Consider the following 24,111-nt stretch of genomic DNA (forward strand, 5'->3'; position numbering starts at 1 on the left):
CGGCACCATCTACTGCAGCCGCGGGCCGGCCGTCTCGGCTCTCCCAACAGCTGCTTAACAGTATTCAAGCAGCTTGGCGGCCCATGCGCCGCCACCCTGATCTTCTCGTTCGAGATGCATCCGCCCGGACCCAGCGGTATGACAGTTGTCCGTACCCCGACTCGGACGGAGAACCCATGGCCAAGGCGGACATCGCCGCGTTGCTCGCGTTGGCGTCCGCGCTCTGCGTGGCGATCGGCGACGTACTGCAGCAGCGCGCGACGCACCGGATCACCGACACGTCGGTCGGACAGCTCGAACTCTTCCGCAGGCTACTGGGCAACCGGCGCTGGCGGTGGGGCGCCCTGATGCTGGTGGTCAGCATCGTGCTGCAGGCGGCCGCGCTTGGCCAGGGCTCGGTATTGCTGGTGCAGGCGTTGCTGGTCCTGTCCCTGCTGTTCGCGTTGCCCATCAGCGCCAGGCTGGCCAACCGCACCGTCACCGCGCGCGAGTGGGCCTGGGCCGTCGTGCTCACCGCCGCGGTGACCGTGATCGTCACGGTCGGCAACCCGCAGGCGGGCCGGTCGACCGCGTCGCTGCGGACCTGGGCCATCGTGGCGGCGGTGCTGGTTCCGTTGCTGGTCGGATGCGTGGTGGCCGCTCGGATTTGGGGCGGCGCCCTGGCCGCGGCGCTGCTCGCATTCGTCTCCGGTTCGCTCTGGGCCTTCTTCGCGGTGCTCGCCAAAGGCGTCGTCCATCGGGTCGGCGACGGCGGGTGGGCGGTGGTCCGGACGCCCGAGCTGTACGCCTGGCTGCTGGTTGCCCTGGCGGGATTCGCCTGGGAGCAATCGGCCTTTCGGGCCGGCTCGCTGACCGCGTCCATGCCGACGCTGGAAGTGTCCCAACCGGTCGTGTCGGCCGTGCTGGGCGTCGTCGTCCTCGGCGAGACCCTCGGCACCGGCCGCGCCGGAATGCTGGCGCTGGCGGTGGCGGCGCTGGTGATGACGGCGGCCACCGTCGAGCTCGCTCGCGTCGACGCCTCCACGACGCGCGACCGGGTAGCGGCGCGGCTCGCGGGCGCAGCCGCGCAACCGGCGTTGTAACCGAATCGCGGCGGTACCCACAGCACCTACTTATGTTGATGACGTATCAACAGTGGATGAACGGGTCAGAGAGCAGTGACGTGCTCTACGTCATACAGTCGTTGCTGAACTGATCGCGAATTTTTGGTGTATTTCCCCGCACCCCAGGGAAAGCTGGTCGGGGCAAGTCGTGAGGTGAGGGGTCGCTCATGTCGAAGGTTGATGTCGCCGCGCTGATAGCGCTGTGTGCGGCGTTGGCGTCCGCGGTCGGCGATGTGATCCGTCAGCGCTCGGCGCAGGAGATCACGGACAAGCAGGTCGGCCATCTCGAGCTGTTCCGCATGTCGCTGCGGGACACCCGGTGGTGGTTGGGCGGCCTGGCCGCGATCGTCAACTACAGCCTGCAGGCCGGGGCCCTGGCGTGGGGTTCGGTGGTGTTGGTGACCGCGCTGCAGGTGACCGCGTTGCTTTTCGCCCTGCCGATCTACGCCCGGCTGACCAAACGCCGGGTGACCCGCTGGGAGTGGGTGTGGGCGGTGACATTGGCCGGCGCCCTGGCGGTGGTCATCATCATCGGTGACCCGGCCTCCGGCCATCAGCGCGCGTCGGTTCAGACGTGGGCAATCGTCGCCGCGGTGATGGTGCCGCTGCTGATCGGGTGCGTGGTGGCGGCGCGGGTCTGGTCGGGCAGCCCGATGGCGGCCGCGCTGCTCGCGGTGGTGGCGGGGTCGGCCCTGGCGTTGTTCGCAGTGCTCACCAAGGGCATCGTCGAGGTGGGCGAGGACGGCCCGTTGGCCGTGCTGACAGCCCCCGAGTTCGTCCCCTGGCTACTGCTGGCGCTGACCGGGATGATCTTCCAGCAGTCGGCGTTCCGCGCCGGCGCGCTGACGGCCTCGATGCCGACGATGACCGTCGCGAAGCCCGTCGTGGCCGGGTTGCTCGGCATCTTCGTGCTCGGCGAAACACTGCACGCCGACGGGCCCAAGGCCTTCGTGCTGATCGCGGCGGTGGCGGTGGTGATCGTGGCAACGGTCGCGCTGGCCCGCGGCGAGGCCGCGACGATGGTCGCGGAGGTTGGGCACGACGACGGAAGCCTCACGCCGGGCGCGTGGTCATCCGAGGACGGCGACGCCGGCCCTTTTAACACCGGCCCCGTAGTCGCGGCGGCCGAGGCCTGAACACACGCTCCGGCGAACCGTTAGTTTGGTGGCGTGCTCAGCGGCATTGCCATCGTTCCCTCGGCTCCGCTGTTGGTGCCCGAGCTCGCCGGAGCGGCCGCCGCGGAGGTGGCCGAGCTGACGGCCGCGGTGCTGGCGGCGGCCGCCTTATTGCCCGCGCGCTGGACCGTCATCGGGACCGCCGGGTGTGACGAGGTTTTCGGCCCCGACACGGCCGGCTCCTTCGCGGGTTTCGGCGCCGACGTGCGGGTCGGGCTTTCCCCGCAAGCCCCCTCCGCGGCGCCCGCCGACCTGCCCGTGTGCGTGTTGCTGGCCGGCTGGGTCCGGGGCCAGGTCCGGCCCGACGCGACCGCGCAGGCCCGCGTCTACTCCGCCGACCACGACGCCGGGACCGCCCTGGCCCAGGGGCGCCGCTTGCGCGCCGACATCGACCGATCACCGGAGCCGATCGGCGTGCTGGTCGTGGCCGACGGCGCGAACACCCTGACACCGGCCGCGCCCGGCGGATGCGACCCGGGCAACGCCGGCTCGCAGGCCGCCCTCGACGACGCGCTGGCAACCGGCGACGTCGCCGCCCTGACGCGGCTGCCGCGGCAGATCCTGGGCCGGGTCGCCTTTCAGGTGCTGGCCGGCCTGTCCGAACCCGGGCCGCGATCGGCCAAGGAGCTGTACCGGGGTGCGCCCTACGGCGTGGGCTACTTCGCCGGCGCCTGGCAGCTCTGAGGTGGCCGTGCGACCACTGGCGATCATCGGCCCCACCGGAACCGGCAAGTCGCAGCTGGCGCTCGACCTCGCAGAACGGGTCCAACGGCTCGAGGGCGCCGCCGAAATCGTGAACGCCGACGCGATGCAGCTCTATCGCGGAATGGACATCGGGACGGCCAAGCTTCCCGTCGACCAACGCCGCGGCATCCCGCACCACCAGCTCGACGTCCTGGACGTCACCGAGACCGCGACCGTCGCCCGCTACCAGCGCGCGGCCGCGGCCGACGTCGAGGCGATCGCCGCCCGCGGCGCCGTGCCCATCATCGTGGGCGGCTCGATGCTCTACATCCAGTCCCTGCTCGACGACTGGTCGTTCCCGGCGACCGATCCCGCCGTGCGGGCGCGCTGGGAACAGCGGCTTGCCGAGGTCGGGGTCGGCGGGCTGCACGCCGAGCTGGCCCGTCGCGACCCCGCCGCCGCCGCGGCCATCCTGCCCACCGACGCGCGGCGCACCGTGCGGGCGCTCGAAGTGGTCGAGCTGACCGGCCGGCCGTACGCCGCGTCCGCACCCCGCATCGGCCCGCCGAGGTGGGACACCGCCATCGTCGGACTGGATTGCGAGACAACGATTCTGGACGAGCGGTTGGCCCGCCGCACCGACGCCATGTTCGACCAGGGCCTGGTCGGCGAGGTGGGCGCGCTGCTCGGCGCGGGCCTGCGCGACGGGGTCACCGCGTCGCGCGCCCTGGGCTACGCCCAGGTGATCGAGGCGCTCGACGCCGGGGGCGGCGCGGATCGACTGCGCGACGCGCGGGAACAGACCTACGTGGGCACCCGACGCTATGTGCGACGGCAGCGGTCATGGTTCCGCCGCGACCACCGGGTCCACTGGCTGGACGCCGCGGATAGCGCGCGACTCGTCGACGAAGCCCTGCGAGCCTGGCGCCACGTATCCTGAGCAGGTGAATCGCGCGGCGCCCATGATCTTCGCCAAGGGCCACGGCACGGAGAACGACTTCGTGTTGTTGCCCGATGTCGACGCGGCGCTCACACTCACCGCGGCCCGGGTGGCCGCCCTGTGCGACCGGCGGCGCGGGCTGGGCGCCGACGGGGTGCTGCGGGTGACCACCGCCGGTGCCGCCCACTCGGCCGGCGTGCTCGACCGGCTGCCCGACGGCGTGGACTCGGCCGACTGGTACATGGACTACCGCAACGCCGACGGCTCCGTCGCCCAGATGTGCGGCAACGGCGTCCGGGTGTTCGCGCACTACCTGCGGGCCAGCGGGATGGAGTCCCGGGACGAGTTCGTGATCGGGTCGCTGGCCGGCCCGCGGCCGGTCACCGTGCACCGCGTCGATGCGACCTATGCCGACGTCACCGTCGACATGGGCAAGGCCAACACGCTGGGCCCGGGCGAGGCGACGGTCGGCGGGCGCCGGTTTTCCGGTGTGGCGGTCGACGTGGGCAATCCCCACCTGGCGTGTGTGGATCCCGACCTGACCGCCGAGGAGCTGACCAGGCTGGACGTCGCGGCGCCGGTCAGCTACGACCACGCCCAGTTCCCGGAGGGGGTCAACATCGAAGTTCTCACGGCACCGGCCGGCGGCGCGGTGCGGATGCGGGTGCACGAGCGGGGCGTGGGTGAGACCCGCTCGTGCGGCACCGGCACGGTCGCGGCCACGGTGGCCGCACTGGCCGCCGGCGGGGCGGATACCGGCACCCTCACGGTGCGGGTGCCGGGCGGCGACGTCGTCGTCACCATCACCGATGCCACCAGCTACTTGAGAGGGCCCTCGGTACTGGTGGCGCAGGGGCAGCTGAGCGGGGAATGGTGGAACGCGCAGCAGCGTTAATTCGGGTGCACGACGCCGATTCGCCGTGCATCATGTTGTATTGCCTATGACACATCCTGAATCTCCCAATTACGCTCCCGCAGTTGCGGAGCCAAGCACCGGCGAACTCGCCCTGGAAGAACGGTCGGCGCTGCGCCGCGTCGCCGGACTATCCACCGAACTCGCCGACGTATCCGAAGTCGAGTACCGCCAGCTCCGGCTGGAACGCGTCGTCCTGGTCGGCGTGTGGACCGACGGCACCGCCGCCGACAGCGAGGCCAGCATGGCCGAGTTGGCCGCCCTGGCCGAGACCGCCGGTTCCCAGGTGCTCGAAGGGCTCATCCAGCGCCGCGACAAGCCCGACCCGTCGACCTACATCGGCTCGGGCAAGGCCCAGGAGCTACGCGAAGTGGTGCTGGCCACCGGCGCCGACACGGTGATCTGCGACGGCGAACTGTCCCCGGCGCAGCTGACCGCGCTGGAGAAGGCGGTGAAGGTCAAGGTCATCGACCGCACCGCGCTGATTTTGGACATCTTCGCCCAGCACGCCACCAGCCGGGAGGGCAAGGCGCAGGTCTCGCTGGCCCAGATGGAGTACATGCTGCCGCGGCTGCGCGGCTGGGGTGAATCGATGTCCCGGCAGGCCGGTGGCCGCGCCGGCGGCAGCGGGGGAGGCGTGGGCCTGCGCGGTCCCGGTGAAACCAAGATCGAGACCGACCGCCGCCGCATCCGTGAACGAATGGCCAAGCTGCGCCGCGAGATCAAGGACATGAAACAGGTCCGCGACACCCAGCGCAGCCGCCGCCTGCACAGCGACATGCCATCGATCGCCATCGTCGGCTACACCAACGCCGGCAAGTCCAGCCTGCTCAACGCGCTGACCGGCGCGGGGGTGCTGGTGCAGGACGCGTTGTTCGCCACGCTGGAACCCACCACGCGGCGCGCCGAGTTCGGCCCCGATTCCAAGGGGGCCCGCGCTTACACGATCACCGACACCGTCGGGTTCGTCCGGCACCTGCCCACCCAACTGGTCGAGGCGTTCCGTTCCACGCTGGAGGAGGTCGTCGACGCCGACCTGTTGCTGCATGTGGTCGACGGCTCCGACGCCAACCCGCTGGCCCAGATCAACGCGGTTCGCGCGGTGATCTCCGACGTCGTCGCCGACCATAACGGCGACCCACCCCCGGAGCTGTTGGTGGTCAACAAGGTCGATGCCGCGAGTGGCCTGACCCTGGCCAAGCTTCGTCACGCGCTGCCCGGCGCGGTCTTCGTCTCGGCCAGGACCGGCGAGGGCATCGACGCGCTCCGGCGCCGGATGGGCGAGCTGGCGGTTCCTGCCGATACCGCAGTGGACGTGGTGATTCCCTACCACCGCGGTGACCTGGTGGCCCGGCTGCACGCCGACGGTCGCGTGCAGCAGGAGGAGCACAACTCCGACGGCACCCGGATCAAGGCCCGCGTACCGGTGGCGCTTGCCGGCCGCCTACAGGAGTTCTCGACACGCTGATCTGCCCGGCGACCGGACCCCGCCGGCCGCCTACCAACCGTCTGGTTGGTATATGTTGGGCGACAGAGTTTCCAGTCGCCGGAGGTCATCCACATGGGCAGTGCCGTCAAGTACCAGCGCTCTCTTTTCGAGGCGGAGCACGACCTGTTCCGCGAGTCCTACCGGGCCTTCCTCGATCGCCACGTCGCGCCCCATCACGACGAATGGGAGAAGGCGAAGATCGTCGACCGCGGCGTGTGGCTCGAGGCCGGCAAGCAGGGCTTCCTCGGCATGGCGGTGCCCGAGGAGTACGGCGGCGGGGGCAACCCCGACTTCCGGTACAACACGATCATCACCGAGGAGACCACCGCCGGTCGCTACAGCGGGATCGGCTTCGGCCTGCACAACGACATCGTGGCGCCGTACCTGCTGGCCCTGGCCACCGAAGAGCAGAAGCAACGCTGGCTGCCGAAGTTCTGCACCGGCGAGATCATCACGGCGATCGCGATGACCGAGCCGGGAACCGGCAGCGACCTGCAGGGCATCAAGACCCGCGCGGTCAAGCAGGGTGACCACTACGTGCTCAACGGCGCAAAGACGTTCATCACCAACGGAATCAACGCCGACCTGGTGATCGTGGTCGCGCAGACCGATCCCGACAAAGGGGCGCAGGGCTTTTCGTTGCTCGTCGTCGAACGCGGCATGGAGGGTTTCGAACGCGGCCGGCACTTGAACAAGATCGGGCTGGACGCGCAGGACACCGCCGAGTTGTCGTTCACCGATGTCAAGGTGCCCGCCGAAAACCTGCTGGGGCAGGAGGGCATGGGATTCATCTACCTGATGCAGAACCTGCCGCAGGAACGGATTTCGATCGCCATCATGGCGGCCGCGGCAATGGAGCAGGTGCTGGAAGAAACCCTGCAATACACCAAGGAACGCAAGGCGTTTAACAAGCCGATCGGCAGCTTCCAGAACAGCCGCTTCGTGCTCGCCGAGCTGGCGACCGAGGCGACGGTGGTGCGCATGATGGTCGACGAGTTCATCCGGCTGCACCTGGACAAGAAGCTGACGGCGGAGCAGGCGGCGATGGCCAAGTGGTACTCCACCGAAAAGCAGGTGCACCTGATCGACCGTTGCCTGCAGTTGCACGGCGGCTACGGCTACATGCGCGAATACCCGGTCGCCCGTGCCTATTTGGACGCGCGGGTGCAGACCATCTACGGCGGAACGACCGAGATCATGAAAGAGATCATCGGGCGCAGCCTCGGGGTCTAGCGCTAACACGTTGGTCGACAACGCCATCGGGCCGGCGAATTCGCACACTGACGGCAAACCTCGTCAATGCCCGGCGCGCGGGGCGATTTTTCGGGTAGATCGCTGAAGAGTTAATGGCTTCACGTACCGTCGGCGCATGTGTCCGGGGTGCGTCGCCCGCGTAATGGCTCGAGCCGAAAAGCGCGACGCCGCTGACGACCCCGGTAGGCCCGGCAACATCCGCGACCGCGGAATCGCTGCGCGCGACGGCAGCCGTGCGCTATTGCGCAAGCGGGCGTCGGGTTCGGGGTGGGGCTCGAATATCCATAGGCCGCGCGACCGTTGCCGCGGCCCGTCGCGATTTGAGCGTGCCTATGCATCATTTCGACATCAGCGTGGTATCCGTTTTTGTAATATTCGTGATTTGACTTCGCATTTTTCGTTCGCGGGAGCAAAGTTATGCGCGCCCGGCGATAATGCGGATCGGAACGGGGTCGTTTCCCCGCGGTCGGACTACGGCCCGCCTGCCGGCTGTGCAGGCACGGGCCTAGCCACTGACAGGGGCATGGCCGTCGGCTGGGAGGCTTGGTGAACGGGCAGAGAGGTCACATGCGCAGGCTGGTCGGGAGCGCGCTGGTCACCTTGACCGCCACGGCGATAGCCGTCGCCTTGCTGGCGCCGCCGGCAGCGGCGTCTCCCATCGGCGACGCCGAGGCCGCCATGATGGCGGCCTGGGAGAAGGCCGGCGGCGACGGTTCACCCCTGGGCGCCCGGAAGGGCGATGTGTATCCCGCCGGGGATGGTTTCGCGCTGGACTTCGATGGCGGCAAGATGTTCTTCACCCCGGCGACCGGCGCCAAGTTCGTCTACGGGCCGATCCTGGACAAATACGAGATGCTGGGCGGGCCCGCGGGCAGCGATCTGGGCTTTCCCGCCATCAACGAAGTGCCCGGCCTCGCGGGCCCCGACAGCCGGGTGGCCACCTTCTCGGCCAGCGACAAGCCGGTGATCTTCTGGACGCCCGACCACGGCGCGTTCGTGGTGCGCGGCGCGATCAACGCCGCCTGGGACAAACTGGGCAGTTCGGGCGGCGTCCTCGGCGTCCCGGTCGGCGACGAAACCTACAACGGCGAGGTGTCCGCCCAGAAGTTCAGCGGCGGCCAGGTCTCGTGGAACAGGCAGACGAAACAGTTCTCCACCGAGCCGCCCGCACTGGCCGACCAGTTGAAGGGCCTGCAGGTGGCGATCGATCCCACCGCGGCCATCAACATGGCCTGGCGCGCGGCCGGTGGGCCCAATGGGCCGTTGGGGGTGAAGAAGGGGACGCAATATCCGATCGGCGGCGACGGAATCGTCCAGGACTTCGCCAACGGCAAGGTCTATTTCAGCCCCGCCACCGGCGCGAACGCCGTCGAGACCAACATCCTGGCCAAGTACGAGTCGCTTGGCGGACCCGCCGGCAGCGACCTGGGTTTCCCCACCGCCAACGAATCCGACGGCGGCATCCCGTCCAGCCGCATGGTCACGTTCTCCGGTGCCGACAAACCGGTGATCTTCTGGACGTCGGAGCGCGGCGCGTTCGTGGTGCGCGGCGCCATGAAGGCGGCGTGGGACAAGCTCCGCGGACCGAGCGGCAAGCTGGGCGCGCCCGTCGGCGACCAGTCCGTCGACGGCGACGTCGTCTCCCAGCAGTTCGCCGGCGGCAAGATCTCGTGGAACCGGGCGAAGAACACGTTCAGCACGGATCCCGCCAACCTTGCGCCGCTGCTGTCCGGCCTGCAGGTGTCGGGCCAGAACCAGCCGAGCAACTCGGCGATGCCCGCCCACGCCAAGAAGTTCACGTGGCAGTGGTGGTGGCTGCTGGCCGCCATCCCGGTGCTGGTGCTGATCGTCTTGGCGGGGTTGCTCGCGATCGGTTGGCGTCGGCGTCGCGTCATACGCGAGGACGCCGGCTACGAGCCTGCCCGCGACCTCGATGCCGGTTACGACGCCGGCACCGAGCGGCAGTGGGAACGCGACGACGTCACCACCGAGCATTTCGCGCGTCAGCCGGAAGCGCCGGAGGCGGCCGGCCGGGTCAGCTGGCGGCGCGGCGGCGACGAAGAGGATTCATTCGAGCAGGACCCCGACGCGGTGGACACCGACTCCTTCTCCGCGGTCTCGCCGGCGGCGCTGTCGGAGGCCGGCTACCCCGAGACGGAGACTGAATACGCCGAATCCGATTACGCCGACGGGGATTACGCCGACGGGGATTACGCGGACGAGGATTACGCCGAGGTCGAGTACGCCGACGACGAGCGGGAGTCCGCCTACGCGGACGCCGCCCGCGCGGACGATGACTATGTGGAGGCCGAATACCTCGACGTCGCCGAAGCGCCAACGCCCCCGGCCCCCGAGTTCGGCACCGGTGGCCCCGACGTCGCCGCTCCCGAGGGCGAGTATCCGGATGTTGCGGTCCCGCACGTCCCGGCGGACGTCGCCGAACCCCCCGCGCCAGAAGTTGCCGCCCCGGAAGCCGTCGCGGCGGCGGCGGCCGCCGCCGCATCCGAGCAGCGCAGCGGGCGGCACGCGGCCACGGATGACGAGGACACCGCCGTAGGGGCCGGCCCGGCCGGGCGCCCGACGATCCACCTACCGCTCGACGATCCCTATCAGGTGCCCGACGGATACCCGATCAAGGCGAGCGCCCGCTTCGGGCTGTACTACACACCGGGCAGCGAGCTTTACCACGACACCCTCGCCGAAATCTGGTTGTCCAGCGAAGAAGTGGCGCAGGCCAACGGCTTCGTCAAGGCGGACTGAGCCGGCCGGAAGTCCGCGACGGGCTAGACCTTGCGGATCACCGTGACGACCTTGCCGAGCACGGTCGCGTCATTGCCGGGAATGGGATCGAACGCGGGGTTGTGCGGCATCAGCCATACCTGACCGCCGGCGCGCTTGAACGTCTTCACGGTGGCCTCCCCGTCGAGCATGGCCGCGACGATGTCGCCGTTGTCGGCGACGTTCTGCTGGCGCACCACCACCCAGTCGCCGTCGCAGATCGCCGCCTCGATCATGGAGTCGCCGACGACCTTGAGCAGGAAGAGCGTGCCCTCGCCGACCAGCTCGCGCGGCAGCGGGAAGACATCCTCGACCGCCTCCTCGGCGAGGATGGGGCCACCGGCCGCGATGCGCCCCAGAACCGGAACGAACGTCGGCTCCGGCAGGGCGTCCGAGCCGGCGACGTCGGTGGTGCGGGCCGCCACCTCGTCATCGGCGCCGCGGACGTCGACCGCCCGCGGGCGGTTCGGGTCGCGACGCAGGTATCCCTTGCGCTCCAGGGTGCGCAGCTGATGAGCCACCGACGAGGTCGACGTCAGGCCGACGGCGTCGCCGATCTCCCGGATGCTCGGCGGGTAACCGCGACTGGTGACCGACGCGCGAATGACGTTCAGAATCGTGCGTTGCCGTTCGGTCAGCGATGAATCCACGGCGTGCAGCCGACCGTCCGCGCGGGCCGATGAAGTGTCGTTGCTGTCGCTCATGGCACTGAATGTAACCCCACCGCGGCCGAGAATCAAACATGTGTTCGACTAGCGTGTCGCGGGTCGTCGCATCGGCATAAATCACCCGCCGAAGTCGTTAATCACAAAGGTGTAACTCTTCGGCAGATCGGGTATTTCAGCCGCATGTCAGCTCTGGCGACCACGGACTTGTCGGTGGCGTGGTCTAGCGTTCGACTCGTGCGACACGCTTCGCTCACATGTTCGGATTTCGAACACACGAGCGATACAGTCGAACAGCTGAGCGAATCAAGTTGACCGGAGGAACGCAGATGACAACCATCCACACGCTGGCGCCGCGTACCAGCAGCCCTCGGCGTCCGGTCAACGGACCGCTCCAGGGGCTTCGTTACGGCCGGGACGGGCTGGCCCGTTCCCGCCGGCCCGGTCCGTCGAGGCCGGCGGGCGCGCCGACGCGTTATTACGGCACCGGCGTCGCGATGTCCGCCGCGCCGCATCGCAAGCGTCCCGTCACGGTGGCGACCACAGTCTGGTTGGCGTTGGCGGCCGGGGCGATCACGCTGTGGCTGGGTCTCGTCGGGAACGTCGGTCAGGTGCTCAACGGCGACGCCGGGAGTTCGGCTGCTCACGTACCCGACCGATTGGCCGTGGTCCGCGTCGAGGCGGGGGAGTCGCTGCAAGACGTCGCTCACCGGGTGGCGCCCGACGCGCCGGCGCGCCAGGTTGCCGACCGGATCCGCGAACTCAACGACATGAACTCACCGACGCTGGTGGCGGGCCAAACGCTGATCGCCCCGGTCGGCTGATCACCGCCCTCGCGGCGGCCGGCTGCATTCGCCGCGCAGGTGAGCGCACGGGTACGCTCGTGCTGCGGTACCTGGTGTTTGTCGGCGCGGCGAAGGAGCGGCCATGCATTGCCCGTTCTGCCGGCATCCCGATTCCCGGGTGATCGACTCGAGGGAAACCGATGAAGGGCAGGCCATCCGGCGCCGCCGATCCTGCCCCGAGTGCGGGCGGCGTTTCACGACAGTCGAGACCGCGGTTCTCGCGGTGGTCAAGCGCAGCGGGGTCACCGAACCTTTCAGCAGGGAGAAGGTGATCAGCGGTGTCCGCCGGGCCTGCCAGGGCCGCCAGGTGGACGACGACGCGCTGAACCTGCTGGCTCAGCAGGTCGAGGACACCGTGCGCGCCGCGGGTTCCCCGGAGGTCGCGAGCCACGAGGTCGGGCTGGCCATCCTCGGCCCGCTGCGCGACCTCGACGAAGTGGCGTACCTGCGGTTCGCGTCGGTATATCGCTCGTTTGAGTCCGCGGACGATTTCGAACGCGAGATCCAGGCGCTGCGCGAACACCGCCAGGTGACAACACCGAGCTGACGGACCGGCCCGAGCCGCCCGGGCCTAGGCTCGGTTTCATGCCCACCGACTTGCATCCCGATCTCGAGGCACTGGCACCACTCCTGGGAACCTGGGCTGGCCAGGGCGCGGGCGAGTACCCGACGATCCAGCCCTTCGACTACCTCGAAGAAGTGGTCTTCTCCCACGTCGGTAAGCCATTTCTGGCCTACGCGCAAAAGACCAAGGCGCCCGACGGCAAGCCGTTGCACGCCGAGACCGGATACCTGCGCGTGCCGCGGCCCGGTCACGTCGAGCTGGTGCTGGCGCACCCGAGCGGCATCACCGAAATCGAGGTCGGCACGTATTCGGCCGCCGGCGGCCAGATCGAAATCGCGCTGTCCACAACGGACGTCGGGCTGACCCCGACCGCCAAAGAGGTGACCGCGCTCGGCCGTTCCTTCCACATCGACGGCGACGAGCTGTCGTATTCGGTGCAGATGGGCGCCGTCGGGCAGCCCTTACAGCACCACCTCGCCGCGGTGCTGCACCGGCAGCGCTGAGCCAATCGTCAGTTCAGGTGCGTCACACCGTCATTGACGACGCGCCCGGCCACCCCCACCCAGCCCTCGGCGTTCCACGTCGTCTCGATGACCGATCCCTTGCCCTGGGTGATGTGTAGGTCGCGGCTGAGGTAGTCGGTGATTCGCATCGCTGCCGAGCCGGTCGCCTCGTCTTCCGGCACACCGAGGTTGGCGGCAAACACGCGGGCGCGTACCGATCCGGCGGCCCTGTCGGTCCACGCCCACAGGTAATGCGCCGTGTCGTCGGAAAAATCTCCCGGGTCGGCGGCGAGAAGGTCGTCGGCTGAATCGAATTCGTGCAGGGCGACCTCGGGAGCCCAGTCCGAACGTGCGCTGATGCCCGCGCTTTCCGCCCCATAGCTCACCTGCACGATGCCGGCCGTCACCTGCAGGGTGTTGATCGGCGTTCCGTTCTCACGCAGCCACCACGCCGCGCCGACGGTCGGGTGTCCGGCGAACGCAATCTGGATCAGCGGGGTGTAAATGGTGGCGTGCGCCGTCGTTGATCCGGCAGCCGGAACGTCGACGAAAACCGTTTCGCTATAGCCCAATTGAGTTGCGAGCCGTTGCCGAGCGGCGGGCTCGACCTGGGCGGCATCCACGACACCGAGCGGATTGCCGAAATTCCCCTCCGGATCGCTGAACACCCGCAGCACGGTGACGTCGATACCCATGGCCCGACTGTACGGCCCCGGGCGCGGCCGCGGGGGTCAGGTGGCGCTGCGTTCGTCGGATCCCATGGCGTTCAGCACGGCGACGCGGGTGGGGGCGGGGCCGGTCACGGCCTTCTCGCCGCCGCCGCTGCGGAGCAGCTCACGCAGGGCGGCCTGATCGTATTCAGCCGGCGCGGTGGTGTCGACGAAGCGTTCGACCACGTCGATGAAGCGAGCGGGGTCGTCGTGGAAGGGGAAGTGACCGGAGCCCTGGAAGATCTCCAGGCGGGAGCCGGGCATCGCGGCGTGCGCCATCCACGCATGACGAACCGGGACGACCACATCCTTGGTGCCCCAGACGATCTGCACCGGGATGGCTTCGGTCAAATAGCACCGATCGAGCATGGTGACGATCTGCCCGCGCCAGTCCACCACCGCCCGCAGGGTCCGGCTGAACGCCGCCGACGCCGTCGGCTCCGGCAGGTCGTCGAGGATCCGCAGGACGTTGGGCAGGTCGCGGCCCAGGCCGGTCGATCCGATCGCCAGACCCGCGATCCGTCCCGCCAGCTGCACCGCCGGCAACACCAGGGGAAGCCGGAGCAAGGCCAGGGCCTCGCTGCCCATCGGCAACGAGGCCAACCGGAAGGCGACATTGACGTCCTTGGTGACGCCGCCGGCCGCGACCAGGATCAGCCGGTCGACCAAATGCGGGAACTGGTAGGCGAATTGCATGGCCACGCCGCCGCCCAGCGAATGGCCGACAACCGTGACCCGCTCGATGTCGAGCACGCTGAGCAGGTCGCGCATCCCGTTGGCGTAGGCGGCGACCGAATAATCGGCGCGTGGCTTGTCGGATCGCCCGTGGCCCAACAGGTCCGGCGCGATGACGGTGAACCGCTGGGCGAGCTTGGCCTGCACCGTGTTCCAGGTGGTGGAGTTGTCGCCGATGCCGTGGACCAGCAGGATCGCCGGCCCGTCACCGGCGATCCGGTAGGCCCGCTTGTAGCCGTGGATGGTGCGGAACTCCAGCCGGGGCTCGCTGACCTCCCGCACCGGGCGGAGAGTGCTCTTGCGCTTCCGCTCGGTCATGTCGCCACCTTGGTGTCGGGCCGGGAAGGCCGGGCGGAAAGGTCAGGCCTGGTCGTCGTCGCCGCGCTTCTTCTCCGCCTCCTGGGCGAGGAATCGCTCAAACTCTGCGCCAAGCTCGTCGCCGCTAGGCAGGTCCTCGTCCCGAGTTAGTAACGACCTGTTCTCCTGAGCGTCGATGAAGGCATCGTACTGGCGCTCGAGCGCGGTCACCACTTGAGCAACCTCCGCGCTCGCCTCGACCTGCTCGTCGATCTTGGTCCGGATCACCGCTGCCGCTTCGGTCAACGCCGTCAACGGAAGCTCCAGCGACGCGATCTTGGCCACCTGCTCGAGCAACGCCTCGGCGGCCGCCGGGTAGTCGGTCTGCGTCAGGTAGTGCGGCACATGCACCGTGTAGCCGACGACCTCGTGGCCGTGCTGGGCCATCCGATATTCCAGCAGGTTCGACGCGCTGCCGGGGACCTGGATCTCCGAGATCCACGGCGTGAACTCGGCGATCAACTCGGGGTTGTTCGAATGCGCGGTCATCGTGATCGGCCGCGTGTGCGGAACCGCCATCGGCACGGTGCCCAGGCCGATGGTCTGGCGAACGTTGAGGCGCTCCGCCAGTAGGCGGACCGCGGTGATGAAGCGCTCCCACTTCAGGTCCGGTTCCATCCCGGCGAGGAGCAGAAACGGGGTGCCGATGGTGTCGCGCAGCGCGTACAGGCTCAGCTCGGGGTCGTCGTAGTTCGTGAAGTGATCGGTCTTGAAGGTCATCAGCGGCCGCCGCGACCGGTAATCCAGCAATTCGTCGATGGCGAAGGACGCCACCAGCTCGGAGTCCAACGCCGCTTTCAGATGCGACGAGGCCAGCCGGATCGCGTGACCGGCATCCGAGAAGCCTTCCAACGCGTGCACCAGCACCGGGCCTCGCCCGTCCGACGTCGACAGCTGGGGCGCGGGCAGCTCGAGCTCGTACATGCCGGCCTGTCCCGGCTGGTACTGCTGCTCCTGCGGGTCCTGATCGTGAGCCATCGGAATCGCCTCCTCTCGGGGGTTTCTCCAGCGTGCCCTACCAGTGTCCCCCGAATCGGTGGGCACCAATATCAAACAGCGATGTGAAGTTCGGGTTTAATCCACGAGTGAACATGTCGGGGGGTCGGTCGTGAGTCTTGCCGGCGAGCCGGTCGGCACGCGACGCGTCGAAATCTGCTCTCTGTGCAGGTGTCAGGCATGATGAAACCGATGCGCGTACCGACCCTGTTGCTGTGTTTGGTGGTCGCCGTGACGACGTCGGTGACGTCGTGCAAGCGGCCGCCGAACGATCGTGCATCGGCCCCGCCGGCGCCGGCCGTGCGCAGCAGTGCGCCGGTGCAGCGGCTCGGCACGCCCCAGCAAAAGGCGGTGGCGGGCCCGGTGGACCCGGACAAGCGCGTCGGCGCCATCTTCATCGACGGCGGTCCGCTGCACGTATGCACTGGCTCGGTGGTGCATTCCGCGGGCGGCAACCTGATGATGACCGCGGCGCACTGCCTGGCCGGGGCCTCCAAGATCACCTTCGTGCCGGGGTTCGTCGGCGACGCGGCCCCCGCGCCGGCCGATGTGTGGAAGGCCGACGCCGTTTACCTCGATCCCCGCTGGACCGCGAGCAAGGATCCCAACGCCGACTACGCGATCGCACGGCTGAGTAACGACGCCGGGGGTTCGGTGGAGTCGCACGCCGGCCTGGCGCTGACGCTGGGCACGACGCCGCCGCCCGGTAGCCACGTCACCGTGATGGGTTATCCGGCCGGTGTCGGTGGCGCTCCCATCGGGTGTCAGGCGAGCACGTCGTTGACCGAGGCCGGATTTCCCTCGTTTCCGTGCGAGGGGCTGGTGGACGGCACCAGCGGCGCGCCCTGGGTCAGCGGTACCACGCTGACCGGGGTGATCGGGGGTTTCGAGCGCGGTGGGTGCGCCGCGAACGTGTCGTATTCGGCCCCGTTCGACGTGCAGACCGCGCGACTGTTGGCCCGTGCCGATGCGGGCGGCCCCGGCGACCCGGTTCCCGGGGAGCTCGACGACAGCTGCTAGGCGCGGAACTGGTTGAGCGCGCGCACCTTGTTCATCACGTCGAGCGCGGCCACCTTGTAGGCCTCGGAGAACGTGGGGTAGTTGAAGACGGCGTCCACCAGGTATTCGACGGTGCCGCCGCAGCCCATGACGGCCTGCCCGATGTGCACCATCTCGGTGGCGCTGGTGCCGAAGATGTGCACGCCCAGCAGCTTGAGATCGTCGGTGGACACCAGCAGCTTGAGCATGCCGTAGGAGTCGCCGGCGATCTGGCCGCGGGCCAGTTCGCGGTATCTGGCCACGCCGACCTCGTACGGGATCGCGTTTTTCGTCAGCTCGACCTCGGTGGCGCCCACGTAGGACACCTCGGGGATGGAGTAGATGCCGATCGGCTGCAGTTCGGTGATCCCGTCGGTCGGCTCCCCGAAGGCGTGGTAGGCGGCCAGCCGGCCCTGTTCCATCGAGGTCGCGGCCAGCGCGGGGAAGCCGATCACGTCACCGACGGCGTAGATGTGCGGCACCTTGGTCTGGAAGAAGTCGTCGACGAAGATCCGGCCGCGGTTGTCGGCCTCCAGCTCGGCGTTGTGCAGGTCGAGGTGGTCGGTCTGGCCCTGCCGCCCGGCGGAATACATCACGGTCTCGGCGGGGATCTGCTTGCCGCTGGCCAGGGTGGTGACGGTGCCGGCCGAGCCGACGTCGACGGCGGTCACCTCCTCACCGAACCGGAACGTCACCGCCAGGTCGCGTAGGTGGAACTTCAGCGCCTCCACCACCTCGGGGTCGCAGAAGTCCAGCATGTCGCTGCGCTTCTCCACGACGGTGACCTTGGTGCCCAGCGCGGCGAACATCGAGGCGTATTCGATGCCGATGACACCGGCACCCACCACCACCATCGAGGTGGGCAGCGATTTCAGGTCGAGGATCCCGTCGGAGTCGAGCACCCGCTCCTCGTCGAACTCGACGCCGGACGGCCGTGCGGGCCGGGTGCCGGTGGCGATGACGATGTATTTGCCGCTGACGGTTAACTTTTCGCGACGGGACGGGTCTTCGACCTCGATGGTGTGCGGGTCGACGAACCGGCCATGGCCCAGCAGCAGGTCGATGCGGTTGCGCATCAGCTGGTTGCGCACCACGTCGACCTCCTTGCCGATCACGTGCTGGGTGCGGGCCAGCAGGTCGGCCGGGGTGATCTTCTCCTTGACGCGATAGCTCGCGCCGTACAGTTCCCGTTGGCTCATCCCGGTCAGGTAAAGGACGGCCTCGCGCAACGTCTTTGACGGGATGGTGCCGGTCTGGACGCACACCCCACCGAGCATCTGGCCGCGTTCGACGACCGCGACGGTCTTGCCGAGCTTGGCCGAGGCGATGGCGGCCTTCTGCCCGCCGGGCCCCGAGCCGATGACCACCATGTCGTACTCTTGCGCCGAACTCATGGGGTAACAGTAGAGCAGCGGAACTCACAGTGCTGGGTTCATTCACAGGCCCGGGATTCCATCCGTTCTCCCGAGCACCGGCTGACGGTGCGGCCCGTCAGCGTGGTGCCCATGACGACGCATCGACCTGACTTCAAACTGAACCGGCCCGGCGCACTCATCGCCGCGCTGCCCGCCGTCCTCGGCTTCGTTCCCGAAAATTCATTGGTACTGGTGTCTTTGGATGGTGGCGACCTCGGAGCGGTGATGCGGGTCGACCTGTCCGACGAGCTCGCGGCGCGGGTCGGACACCTCGCGGAGGTCGCCGCCGCGGCCCGGCCCGACGCCGCCATCGCGGTGATCGTCGACGCGGAGGGGGCGCACTGCCCCTGCTGTAACGACGATCACCGCCTGGTGTGCGATGCGCTCGCAAAGTCGTTGTCCGAGCACGACATCGAGCTGTGGGCCGCACACGTGGTAGACCGGGTCGCCCTCGGTGGGCGCTGGCACTGCGTGGACGGTTGCGGCTCGAGCGGCCTCGTCGACGATCCTTCGGCGTCGCCGCTGGCGGCCGCGGCGGTGCTCGACGGCAGGCGGCTGTACGCGCGCCGCGCCGACCTGCAGGCCGTCATCGCGATCGAGGACACGGCGCGCAGCGCCAAACTGACCGCCGTGATCGACCGGCACGAGACCAGGCGCCGGTCTGCGCACCGCGCGGATCCGGCCCGGTGCGCCCGCGCCGACGTGAAGCACGCGATGGCGGCCGCGTCCCGTGTCGCCGCCGGCGAGGCGCTGACCGCAGGCCAGCTGGCGAAGCTGGGCTGCGCACTCGTCGACGCGCAGGTGCGCGACATCCTCTACGCCCTGGCGGTCGGTGAGAATGCCGATGAGGCGGAGTCCCTGTGGGCGCTGCTCGCTCGCACCCTGCCCCCGCCCTGGCGGGTGGAGGCGCTGGTGCTGCTCGCGTTCACCGCCTACGTCCGCGGTGACGGGCCGCTGGCCGGGATATCGCTGGAGGCCGCGCTGCGCTGCGAGCCCGGGCATCGGATGGCGGGCATGCTGGACACGGCGTTGCAGTCGGGCCTGCGGCCCGAGGACATCCGGGAACTGGCGCTCACCGGCTACCGGCTGGCCAAAGAGCTCGGAGTGCGGTTGCCGCCGCGACGGCCATTCGGGCGCCGGGCGTGCTAGCCCCGTCGCGATCGCGAGCGCGGCGGAGCCGGGCGAAGTCCCCCGCAAGCGGGAGGTGCCCCCAGATCGCCACCATCGGCAGTAGGGTCAGACTTTCTCGACCTTGACCGCGTGTGCCATCTCGTGCGGAAGGGTGACGTTTTCGTGGCCCGGGATGACGATGGTGACCCCGGCGGGCCCGGTCTCGACGGTCACCCGGGCGTTGGGGACGACGCCGGCGTCCTTCAGGCGGGTGATCAGGTCGATGTCACCTTGCACATGTTCGGTCAGTTGGCGGACGACCACGGCCACCGGCGATCCGGGCGGCAACTCGGTCAGCCGGACCAGGTTGGCGTCGTCGGCGCCCGACTCGGGGCCGACGCCCAGGTCCAACAGCCCCGGGATCGGGTTACCGAAGGGGGAGGTGGTCGGGTGGTTGAGCACCTTCACCAGCCGCCGCTCGACGTCCTCGCTCATCACGTGCTCCCACCGGCATGCCTCGGCGTGCACTTCCTCCCAGGGCACCCCGATGACGTCGACGAGCAATCGCTCGGCGAGGCGGTGCTTGCGCATGACGGAAATGGCCAGCGCCCGGCCCTTGTCGGTGAGCTCCAGGTGGCGGTCGCCGGCGACGTGGAGCAGCCCGTCGCGCTCCATGCGGGATACGGTCTGGCTGACTGTCGGCCCGCTCTGGTCGAGGCGTTCTGCGATGCGCGCACGCAGCGGGGTCACGCCCTCTTCTTCGAGGTCGTAGATGGTCCGCAAGTACATCTCGGTGGTGTCAACCAGGTCGTTCATTCAGCACCTTCCATCGACGCCGAGTCTACTTGGCCAGCTGCGCGAATGGGTGTAACGCTGCCCCGACAAGCAGTATGCCCGCCGCGTGCGCGGCGGGCATACCGTCTGCTACCTAGCTGGGGGGTCTTAGCTTGCGTACGACCGTAGCCGGTCGGCGCGCTCGCCGTGGCGGAGTTTGGACATTACGTCCCGCTCGATCTGCCGGACCCGCTCGCGCGAGAGGCCGAACAGCTTGCCGATCTGATCGAGGGTGCGCGGCTGGCCGTCGTCCAGGCCGAAGCGCAGCCGGATCACCTGGTGCTCGCGCTCGTCGAGAGTGGCCAGCACGCTGCGGATGTCGGTGTGCAGCAGCTCGGCGATCACCGCGTTCTCGGCGGACATCGCCTCGGCGTCCTCGATGAAATCGCCCAGCGGGGCCTCTTCTTCGGAGCCGACCGGCATGTCCAGGCTTACCGGGTCGCGGCTGTGCTCGAGCAGGTCGTTGATCTTCTCGACCGGGATGCCGGACTCGGCCGCGAGTTCCTCGTCGGTGGCCTCGCGTCCCAGGTTCTGGTGCATCTCCCGCTTGATTCGCGCCAGCTTGTTGACCTGCTCAACCAGGTGCACGGGCAGCCGGATGGTGCGGCTCTGGTCGGCCATGCCACGGGTGATGGCCTGGCGGATCCACCAAGTGGCATAGGTGGAGAACTTGAATCCCTTTGTGTAGTCGAACTTCTCCATCGCGCGGATCAAGCCCAGGTTGCCCTCCTGGATGAGGTCCAGCAGCGGCATGCCGCGACCCGTGTAGCGCTTGGCCAGCGACACCACCAGACGCAGGTTGGCTTCCAGCAGGTGACGGCGCGCGGCCTGTCCATCGCGCGCGACGGCCTCGAGGTCACGTCGGCGGTTCTCGCCGAGACGCTTCCGAGTTTCGAGCAGGTGCTCGGCGTAGAGCCCGGCCTCGATGCGCTTGGCTAGTTCAACCTCGCCCGCCGCGTTCAGCAGCGCCGTCTTACCGATGCCATTGAGATATACGCGCACGAGGTCCGCGGCGGGGCTTTGAGCATCCAGATCGCCGTCAAATCTGCTCGTGCTGGCGTTCGCCATAGCGACCTCCCGTTCGGCTTGTACTGTCATGGAGTTCAACGACAGATCAGCCCTGAGAGTTCCCAGCCCTTTGTGATCTCACACGTCTTGACGTGCGGGAATGTGCCGTCGACCTGAGAATGTCCTGAGAAGTGGTGACTATTCCCAGCCCTGCGATCCGGTAGGCCGGCTCGAGTGGGGATGCCGGGGCGGTTCGATCGCCGGCCGCTCGGCGCTCGGGAACAGCGGCGTGCGCCGCCGGGCATCGTCGAACCGCCGCGGCTCGTCGGGGCTGCGCGGTGGCCGGTCGTTGGCGATCAGGACCGCCATCCACGGCAACGGGATCGACACGGCCACGATCGCCAGTGAGATCAGACCGTTGTGCCACGCGCCGTACGCCAGCGCGGCCAGGATGAGCGCCGGGATCCGGAACCCCATCAGGGTCAAGTATTTCCGGACCCGCGCGCGGTGCTGCTCTTCGTAGGAGGGTGCTGCGGCGGTGATGAGCACCGGCCGGCCCTCATCGTCGAACCCCAGATCGGATTCGCGCTTCATTCCTCCACTCTTCCACACCCGACAGATTCCGGCAGGAGCGAGTTACGGGGCACAATGTCAGGTATGGAGACCCAGACGATCGAACGCACCGAGACCGACGAACGCGTCGACGACGGGACGGGCAGCGATACGCCGAAGTACTTCCACTACGTCAAGAAGGACAAGATCGCCGAGAGCGCGGTCATGGGTAGCCACGTGGTGGCGTTGTGCGGGGAGGTCTTTCCCGTCACCAAGGCGGCCAAGCCGGGTTCGCCGGTCTGCCCGGATTGCAAGCAGATCTACGACCGGATGAAGAAGGACTAGGTCGGCTGCGACGGCTCGGCCGCCAGCGTCGCGTTGTCGGCCGGCACCGGCTCGGGTGACGAAGCCGCCGGACGCTTGAGCGCCGTCACGCGGTGTTCCAGCCACTTGCGCAGCCGATGGGCGTGCGTCTTCGGCGCCGGGAACTCCTCCTGGATCGCCGCGTTGAGTTCGGCGCCGAGCATGACCGCGAAACCGCCGAAGAACGCGAACAGTAGGAACGCGATCGGTGTGGCCAGCGCACCGTAGGTGTAGCCGGTGCTGGTGATCCACCGCAGGTAGATCCGTAGGCCCAGCGTCGCGATCAGGAAGACCGCCGTGGCGAGCACGGCACCGAAGATCAGCCGGTGCGTCGGCAGGGGTTCGGGCAGCGCCACCCGGTACAGGATGACCACCCCGACCAGCAGTCCGAGGATCAGCGCCGGGTAATACCCGTAGCGCAGGACGTTGGCCAAGTCGTACGGGATGTGTTCGCTCACCTTGCGCGGGCCCACCACCAGTACCGGCGCGGCACACACCACGAACACCAGCATCACGATGTAGAGAAACAGGGCGAAGAGCCGCTGCCGCACGGGGTGCCGCAGCGGGGTCTGGTCGTGCGCCTCCACCACGGCATCGACGTAGGCCGAAATGGCCGACGAGCCCGCCCACATCGAGATCAGGAAGCCGACCGACACCACCTCGCCGCGGGCGTTGGCGGTGACGTCGCGGATGGTCGGCTCGATGATCTCGTTGACGACGCTGGGCGAGAAGAAGCTGCGAATCGCGGAGATGATGCTCTTCTCGATCGCCGTCAACGTGTCGGGCCCGAACAGCGGCGCCACGTAGGCCATGCTTCCCAGCATCCCCAGGAGCAGCGGCGGGAGCGACAGCGCCGACCAGAAGCCCGCCTGCGCGGACTCGGAAAAGATGGAATCATCCCAGCTTTTCGAGAGAGTCCTCAGACTGAGTCGCCAGATGTGATGGCGGGACGGTCTTGCGACTTGATCGCTCATACCCGTCCAGCATTACCGAAGACTTGCCCCGTCGCCCACATGGCCGACGGGTGAGTCCGGCGGACTAGCTTGCGCTGACCTCCAGGACGGCGGAAAGCTCGGTCAGTTTCGCCTCGTGCTCATTGGCGTGATGCTGGCAGAAGAGAAGCTCAGCTCCGGAAGGCAGCTTGGCGCGGACTCGAGCAGCGGCACCGCAGCGATCGCAGCGGTCCGCACGGGTTAGCTCGGGACTGGTCAGAGTTGCATTCATGGCTTCTCCGTTCTTGCTTTTATTCACTCTCTCAGACGTATGGGGTTTTCGCGTTGTTCCCTGATCGTTATCGGGTGTGTCGTTTCTCACGGCCTGTAAACGTTTCGTTTCCGACGCATCTCTAAGGTGTTCATCCATGACTTCCGCTCCTGACCTGCTGGTACATCTGTGTGGGGTCGACGAGTGGTCCCGTGCCCGCGCCTCCGGTGAGATCCGGGCGTCCGGCGGCCAGTTCATCCATCTCTCGACGCCAGGGCAGGTTCACCTGCCGGCGAATCGGCTCTATCGGGGCCGCGATGACTTGGTGCTACTGCACATCGATCCGGCGCGGCTGCACTCCGAAGTGCGTTGGGAGCCAGGCGTTGCAACGGATCCGGAGTCGATGCTGTTCCCGCACCTGTACGGTCCGCTGCCCACGGATGCTGTGATCAGAGTCACGGCCTACCGCCCGGCCCCCGACGGAACCTTCCCGCCGGCCGGGGAGTCCACGTAGGCGTCGGCCTCGATCTCGACCAACAGCTCGGGTGCTATCAGCGCGGACACCTCCACCATGGTGGCCGCGGGACGGATGGCGCCGAAGACCTGCGCGTGTATCGCCGCGACCTCGCGCCAGCGGGAGATGTCGGTGACATAGATCCGGGTGCGGACCACGTCGGTGAGCGCCGCTCCCGCCTGCCGGAGCGCAACCTCGATGCGGCGCAAGGCATCTCGGGCCTGGGCCGCGATGTCGCCGGCCGGTCCGACACCGGTCGTTCCGGCCACCGATACGTGCGGGCCGACGCGGACGGCGCGAGAGTAACCGACGGCCGATTCGAACTCGGAGCCGGATGACACCACTGTGCGGTTGGCTGGCAT

At 68.4% G+C, this 24,111-nt stretch carries 26 protein-coding genes; 15 read left to right on the forward strand and 11 right to left on the reverse strand.

Annotated elements, in window-relative coordinates:
• Positions 1-176 precede the first annotated feature (176 nt).
• The 8 genes from H7J89_RS22960 to H7J89_RS22995 all read left to right on the forward strand — a co-directional run bounded on the left by H7J89_RS22960 (position 177) and on the right by H7J89_RS22995 (position 10,318).
• The gene (locus tag H7J89_RS22960) at positions 177-1,082 is read left to right on the forward strand and encodes a DMT family transporter (RefSeq protein WP_264047042.1); all 906 of its coding nucleotides are present in this window, start codon (positions 177-179) and stop codon (positions 1,080-1,082) included.
• Between the two features lie 188 nt (positions 1,083-1,270).
• The gene (locus H7J89_RS22965) at positions 1,271-2,239 is read left to right on the forward strand and encodes a DMT family transporter (RefSeq protein ID WP_264047044.1); all 969 of its coding nucleotides are present in this window, start codon (positions 1,271-1,273) and stop codon (positions 2,237-2,239) included.
• 33 nt (positions 2,240-2,272) lie between these two features.
• Complete coding sequence (locus H7J89_RS22970) at positions 2,273-2,962, forward strand: class III extradiol ring-cleavage dioxygenase family protein (protein ID WP_264047046.1); 690 nt, start codon at positions 2,273-2,275, stop codon at positions 2,960-2,962.
• Positions 2,963-2,969: 7 nt separating this feature from the next.
• On the forward strand, positions 2,970-3,902 hold the full coding sequence (gene miaA / locus H7J89_RS22975; RefSeq protein ID WP_264047137.1) for a tRNA (adenosine(37)-N6)-dimethylallyltransferase MiaA: 933 nt from the start codon (positions 2,970-2,972) through the stop codon (positions 3,900-3,902).
• A gap of 22 nt (positions 3,903-3,924) precedes the next feature.
• A complete protein-coding gene (gene dapF, locus H7J89_RS22980) occupies positions 3,925-4,797 on the forward strand; it encodes a diaminopimelate epimerase (RefSeq protein WP_264047138.1) in 873 nt (290 codons plus the stop codon).
• A gap of 46 nt (positions 4,798-4,843) precedes the next feature.
• The gene (gene hflX, locus H7J89_RS22985) at positions 4,844-6,283 is read left to right on the forward strand and encodes a GTPase HflX (RefSeq protein ID WP_264047048.1); all 1,440 of its coding nucleotides are present in this window, start codon (positions 4,844-4,846) and stop codon (positions 6,281-6,283) included.
• A 93-nt stretch (positions 6,284-6,376) separates the two neighbouring features.
• On the forward strand, positions 6,377-7,537 hold the full coding sequence (locus H7J89_RS22990) for an acyl-CoA dehydrogenase family protein (RefSeq protein ID WP_067199338.1): 1,161 nt from the start codon (positions 6,377-6,379) through the stop codon (positions 7,535-7,537).
• Between the two features lie 567 nt (positions 7,538-8,104).
• Positions 8,105-10,318 carry an LGFP repeat-containing protein gene (locus H7J89_RS22995; RefSeq protein ID WP_443677614.1) on the forward strand — a complete coding sequence of 738 codons (2,214 nt, stop codon included), beginning with the start codon at positions 8,105-8,107 and terminating at the stop codon, positions 10,316-10,318.
• 23 nt (positions 10,319-10,341) lie between these two features.
• On the opposite strand, the gene lexA is transcribed toward H7J89_RS22995, so the two are convergent.
• Positions 10,342-11,040: a transcriptional repressor LexA gene (gene lexA, locus H7J89_RS23000; RefSeq protein ID WP_264047054.1), complete on the reverse strand. Its 699-nt coding sequence runs from the start codon at positions 11,038-11,040 to the stop codon at positions 10,342-10,344.
• A gap of 290 nt (positions 11,041-11,330) precedes the next feature.
• Between lexA and H7J89_RS23005 the strand changes: the two genes are divergently transcribed.
• The 3 genes from H7J89_RS23005 (at position 11,331) to H7J89_RS23015 (ending at position 12,914) form a co-directional block, all read left to right on the forward strand.
• Positions 11,331-11,825: a LysM peptidoglycan-binding domain-containing protein gene (locus tag H7J89_RS23005; RefSeq protein WP_264047055.1), complete on the forward strand. Its 495-nt coding sequence runs from the start codon at positions 11,331-11,333 to the stop codon at positions 11,823-11,825.
• A 103-nt stretch (positions 11,826-11,928) separates the two neighbouring features.
• Positions 11,929-12,393 carry a transcriptional regulator NrdR gene (gene nrdR / locus H7J89_RS23010; protein ID WP_046184812.1) on the forward strand — a complete coding sequence of 155 codons (465 nt, stop codon included), beginning with the start codon at positions 11,929-11,931 and terminating at the stop codon, positions 12,391-12,393.
• Between the two features lie 38 nt (positions 12,394-12,431).
• Complete coding sequence (locus tag H7J89_RS23015) at positions 12,432-12,914, forward strand: peroxynitrite isomerase (protein ID WP_264047059.1); 483 nt, start codon at positions 12,432-12,434, stop codon at positions 12,912-12,914.
• Positions 12,915-12,922: 8 nt separating this feature from the next.
• On the opposite strand, the gene H7J89_RS23020 is transcribed toward H7J89_RS23015, so the two are convergent.
• From H7J89_RS23020 to H7J89_RS23030, 3 genes are read right to left on the reverse strand one after another with little or no spacing between them, the layout of a single operon-like run.
• Positions 12,923-13,609 (reverse strand): PhzF family phenazine biosynthesis protein, encoded by a 687-nt coding sequence (locus tag H7J89_RS23020; RefSeq protein ID WP_264047061.1) that lies wholly within the window; start codon positions 13,607-13,609, stop codon positions 12,923-12,925.
• A gap of 36 nt (positions 13,610-13,645) precedes the next feature.
• A complete protein-coding gene (locus tag H7J89_RS23025; RefSeq protein ID WP_264047063.1) occupies positions 13,646-14,677 on the reverse strand; it encodes an alpha/beta fold hydrolase in 1,032 nt (343 codons plus the stop codon).
• 42 nt (positions 14,678-14,719) lie between these two features.
• Positions 14,720-15,694, reverse strand: coding sequence for a proteasome assembly chaperone family protein (locus H7J89_RS23030; RefSeq protein ID WP_264047066.1), 975 nt, complete (start codon positions 15,692-15,694; stop codon positions 14,720-14,722).
• A 198-nt stretch (positions 15,695-15,892) separates the two neighbouring features.
• Here H7J89_RS23030 and H7J89_RS23035 point away from each other — a divergent pair, with 198 nt between their 5' ends.
• A complete protein-coding gene (locus H7J89_RS23035; protein ID WP_264047068.1) occupies positions 15,893-16,732 on the forward strand; it encodes a trypsin-like serine peptidase in 840 nt (279 codons plus the stop codon).
• On the opposite strand, the gene sthA is transcribed toward H7J89_RS23035, so the two are convergent.
• On the reverse strand, positions 16,729-18,144 hold the full coding sequence (sthA, locus tag H7J89_RS23040; RefSeq protein WP_264047070.1) for a Si-specific NAD(P)(+) transhydrogenase: 1,416 nt from the start codon (positions 18,142-18,144) through the stop codon (positions 16,729-16,731). The genes H7J89_RS23035 and sthA overlap by 4 nt on opposite strands.
• A gap of 111 nt (positions 18,145-18,255) precedes the next feature.
• Between sthA and H7J89_RS23045 the strand changes: the two genes are divergently transcribed.
• The gene (locus H7J89_RS23045; protein WP_264047072.1) at positions 18,256-19,314 is read left to right on the forward strand and encodes a DUF4192 domain-containing protein; all 1,059 of its coding nucleotides are present in this window, start codon (positions 18,256-18,258) and stop codon (positions 19,312-19,314) included.
• A gap of 87 nt (positions 19,315-19,401) precedes the next feature.
• Here the strand turns inward: H7J89_RS23045 and ideR are convergent, their stop codons facing one another.
• The 3 genes from ideR to H7J89_RS23060 all read right to left on the reverse strand — a co-directional run bounded on the left by ideR (position 19,402) and on the right by H7J89_RS23060 (position 21,729).
• A complete protein-coding gene (gene ideR / locus H7J89_RS23050; RefSeq protein ID WP_066950336.1) occupies positions 19,402-20,091 on the reverse strand; it encodes an iron-dependent transcriptional regulator IdeR in 690 nt (229 codons plus the stop codon).
• A gap of 126 nt (positions 20,092-20,217) precedes the next feature.
• A complete protein-coding gene (sigB, locus tag H7J89_RS23055) occupies positions 20,218-21,207 on the reverse strand; it encodes a sigma-70 family RNA polymerase sigma factor SigB (protein ID WP_082948083.1) in 990 nt (329 codons plus the stop codon).
• 108 nt (positions 21,208-21,315) lie between these two features.
• On the reverse strand, positions 21,316-21,729 hold the full coding sequence (locus tag H7J89_RS23060) for a DUF3099 domain-containing protein (RefSeq protein ID WP_372513823.1): 414 nt from the start codon (positions 21,727-21,729) through the stop codon (positions 21,316-21,318).
• Positions 21,730-21,774: 45 nt separating this feature from the next.
• Between H7J89_RS23060 and H7J89_RS23065 the strand changes: the two genes are divergently transcribed.
• Positions 21,775-22,014, forward strand: a complete 240-nt coding sequence (locus tag H7J89_RS23065) for a DUF3039 domain-containing protein (protein WP_264047077.1) — start codon at positions 21,775-21,777, stop codon at positions 22,012-22,014.
• Here the strand turns inward: H7J89_RS23065 and H7J89_RS23070 are convergent.
• Positions 22,011-23,006 (reverse strand): YihY/virulence factor BrkB family protein, encoded by a 996-nt coding sequence (locus H7J89_RS23070; RefSeq protein ID WP_264047079.1) that lies wholly within the window; start codon positions 23,004-23,006, stop codon positions 22,011-22,013. The genes H7J89_RS23065 and H7J89_RS23070 overlap by 4 nt on opposite strands.
• Before the next feature lie 64 nt (positions 23,007-23,070).
• Positions 23,071-23,256: a DUF7455 domain-containing protein gene (locus H7J89_RS23075; RefSeq protein ID WP_082962899.1), complete on the reverse strand. Its 186-nt coding sequence runs from the start codon at positions 23,254-23,256 to the stop codon at positions 23,071-23,073.
• A gap of 136 nt (positions 23,257-23,392) precedes the next feature.
• Here H7J89_RS23075 and H7J89_RS23080 point away from each other — a divergent pair, with 136 nt between their 5' ends.
• Complete coding sequence (locus tag H7J89_RS23080) at positions 23,393-23,749, forward strand: DUF952 domain-containing protein (protein ID WP_264047081.1); 357 nt, start codon at positions 23,393-23,395, stop codon at positions 23,747-23,749.
• Here H7J89_RS23080 and H7J89_RS23085 read toward each other — a convergent pair.
• Positions 23,698-24,111, reverse strand: a complete 414-nt coding sequence (locus H7J89_RS23085) for a RidA family protein (RefSeq protein WP_264047082.1) — start codon at positions 24,109-24,111, stop codon at positions 23,698-23,700. The genes H7J89_RS23080 and H7J89_RS23085 overlap by 52 nt on opposite strands.

The sequence above is a fragment of the Mycobacterium paraffinicum genome, assembly GCF_025822865.1.
Lineage (GTDB): Bacteria > Actinomycetota > Actinomycetes > Mycobacteriales > Mycobacteriaceae > Mycobacterium > Mycobacterium paraffinicum.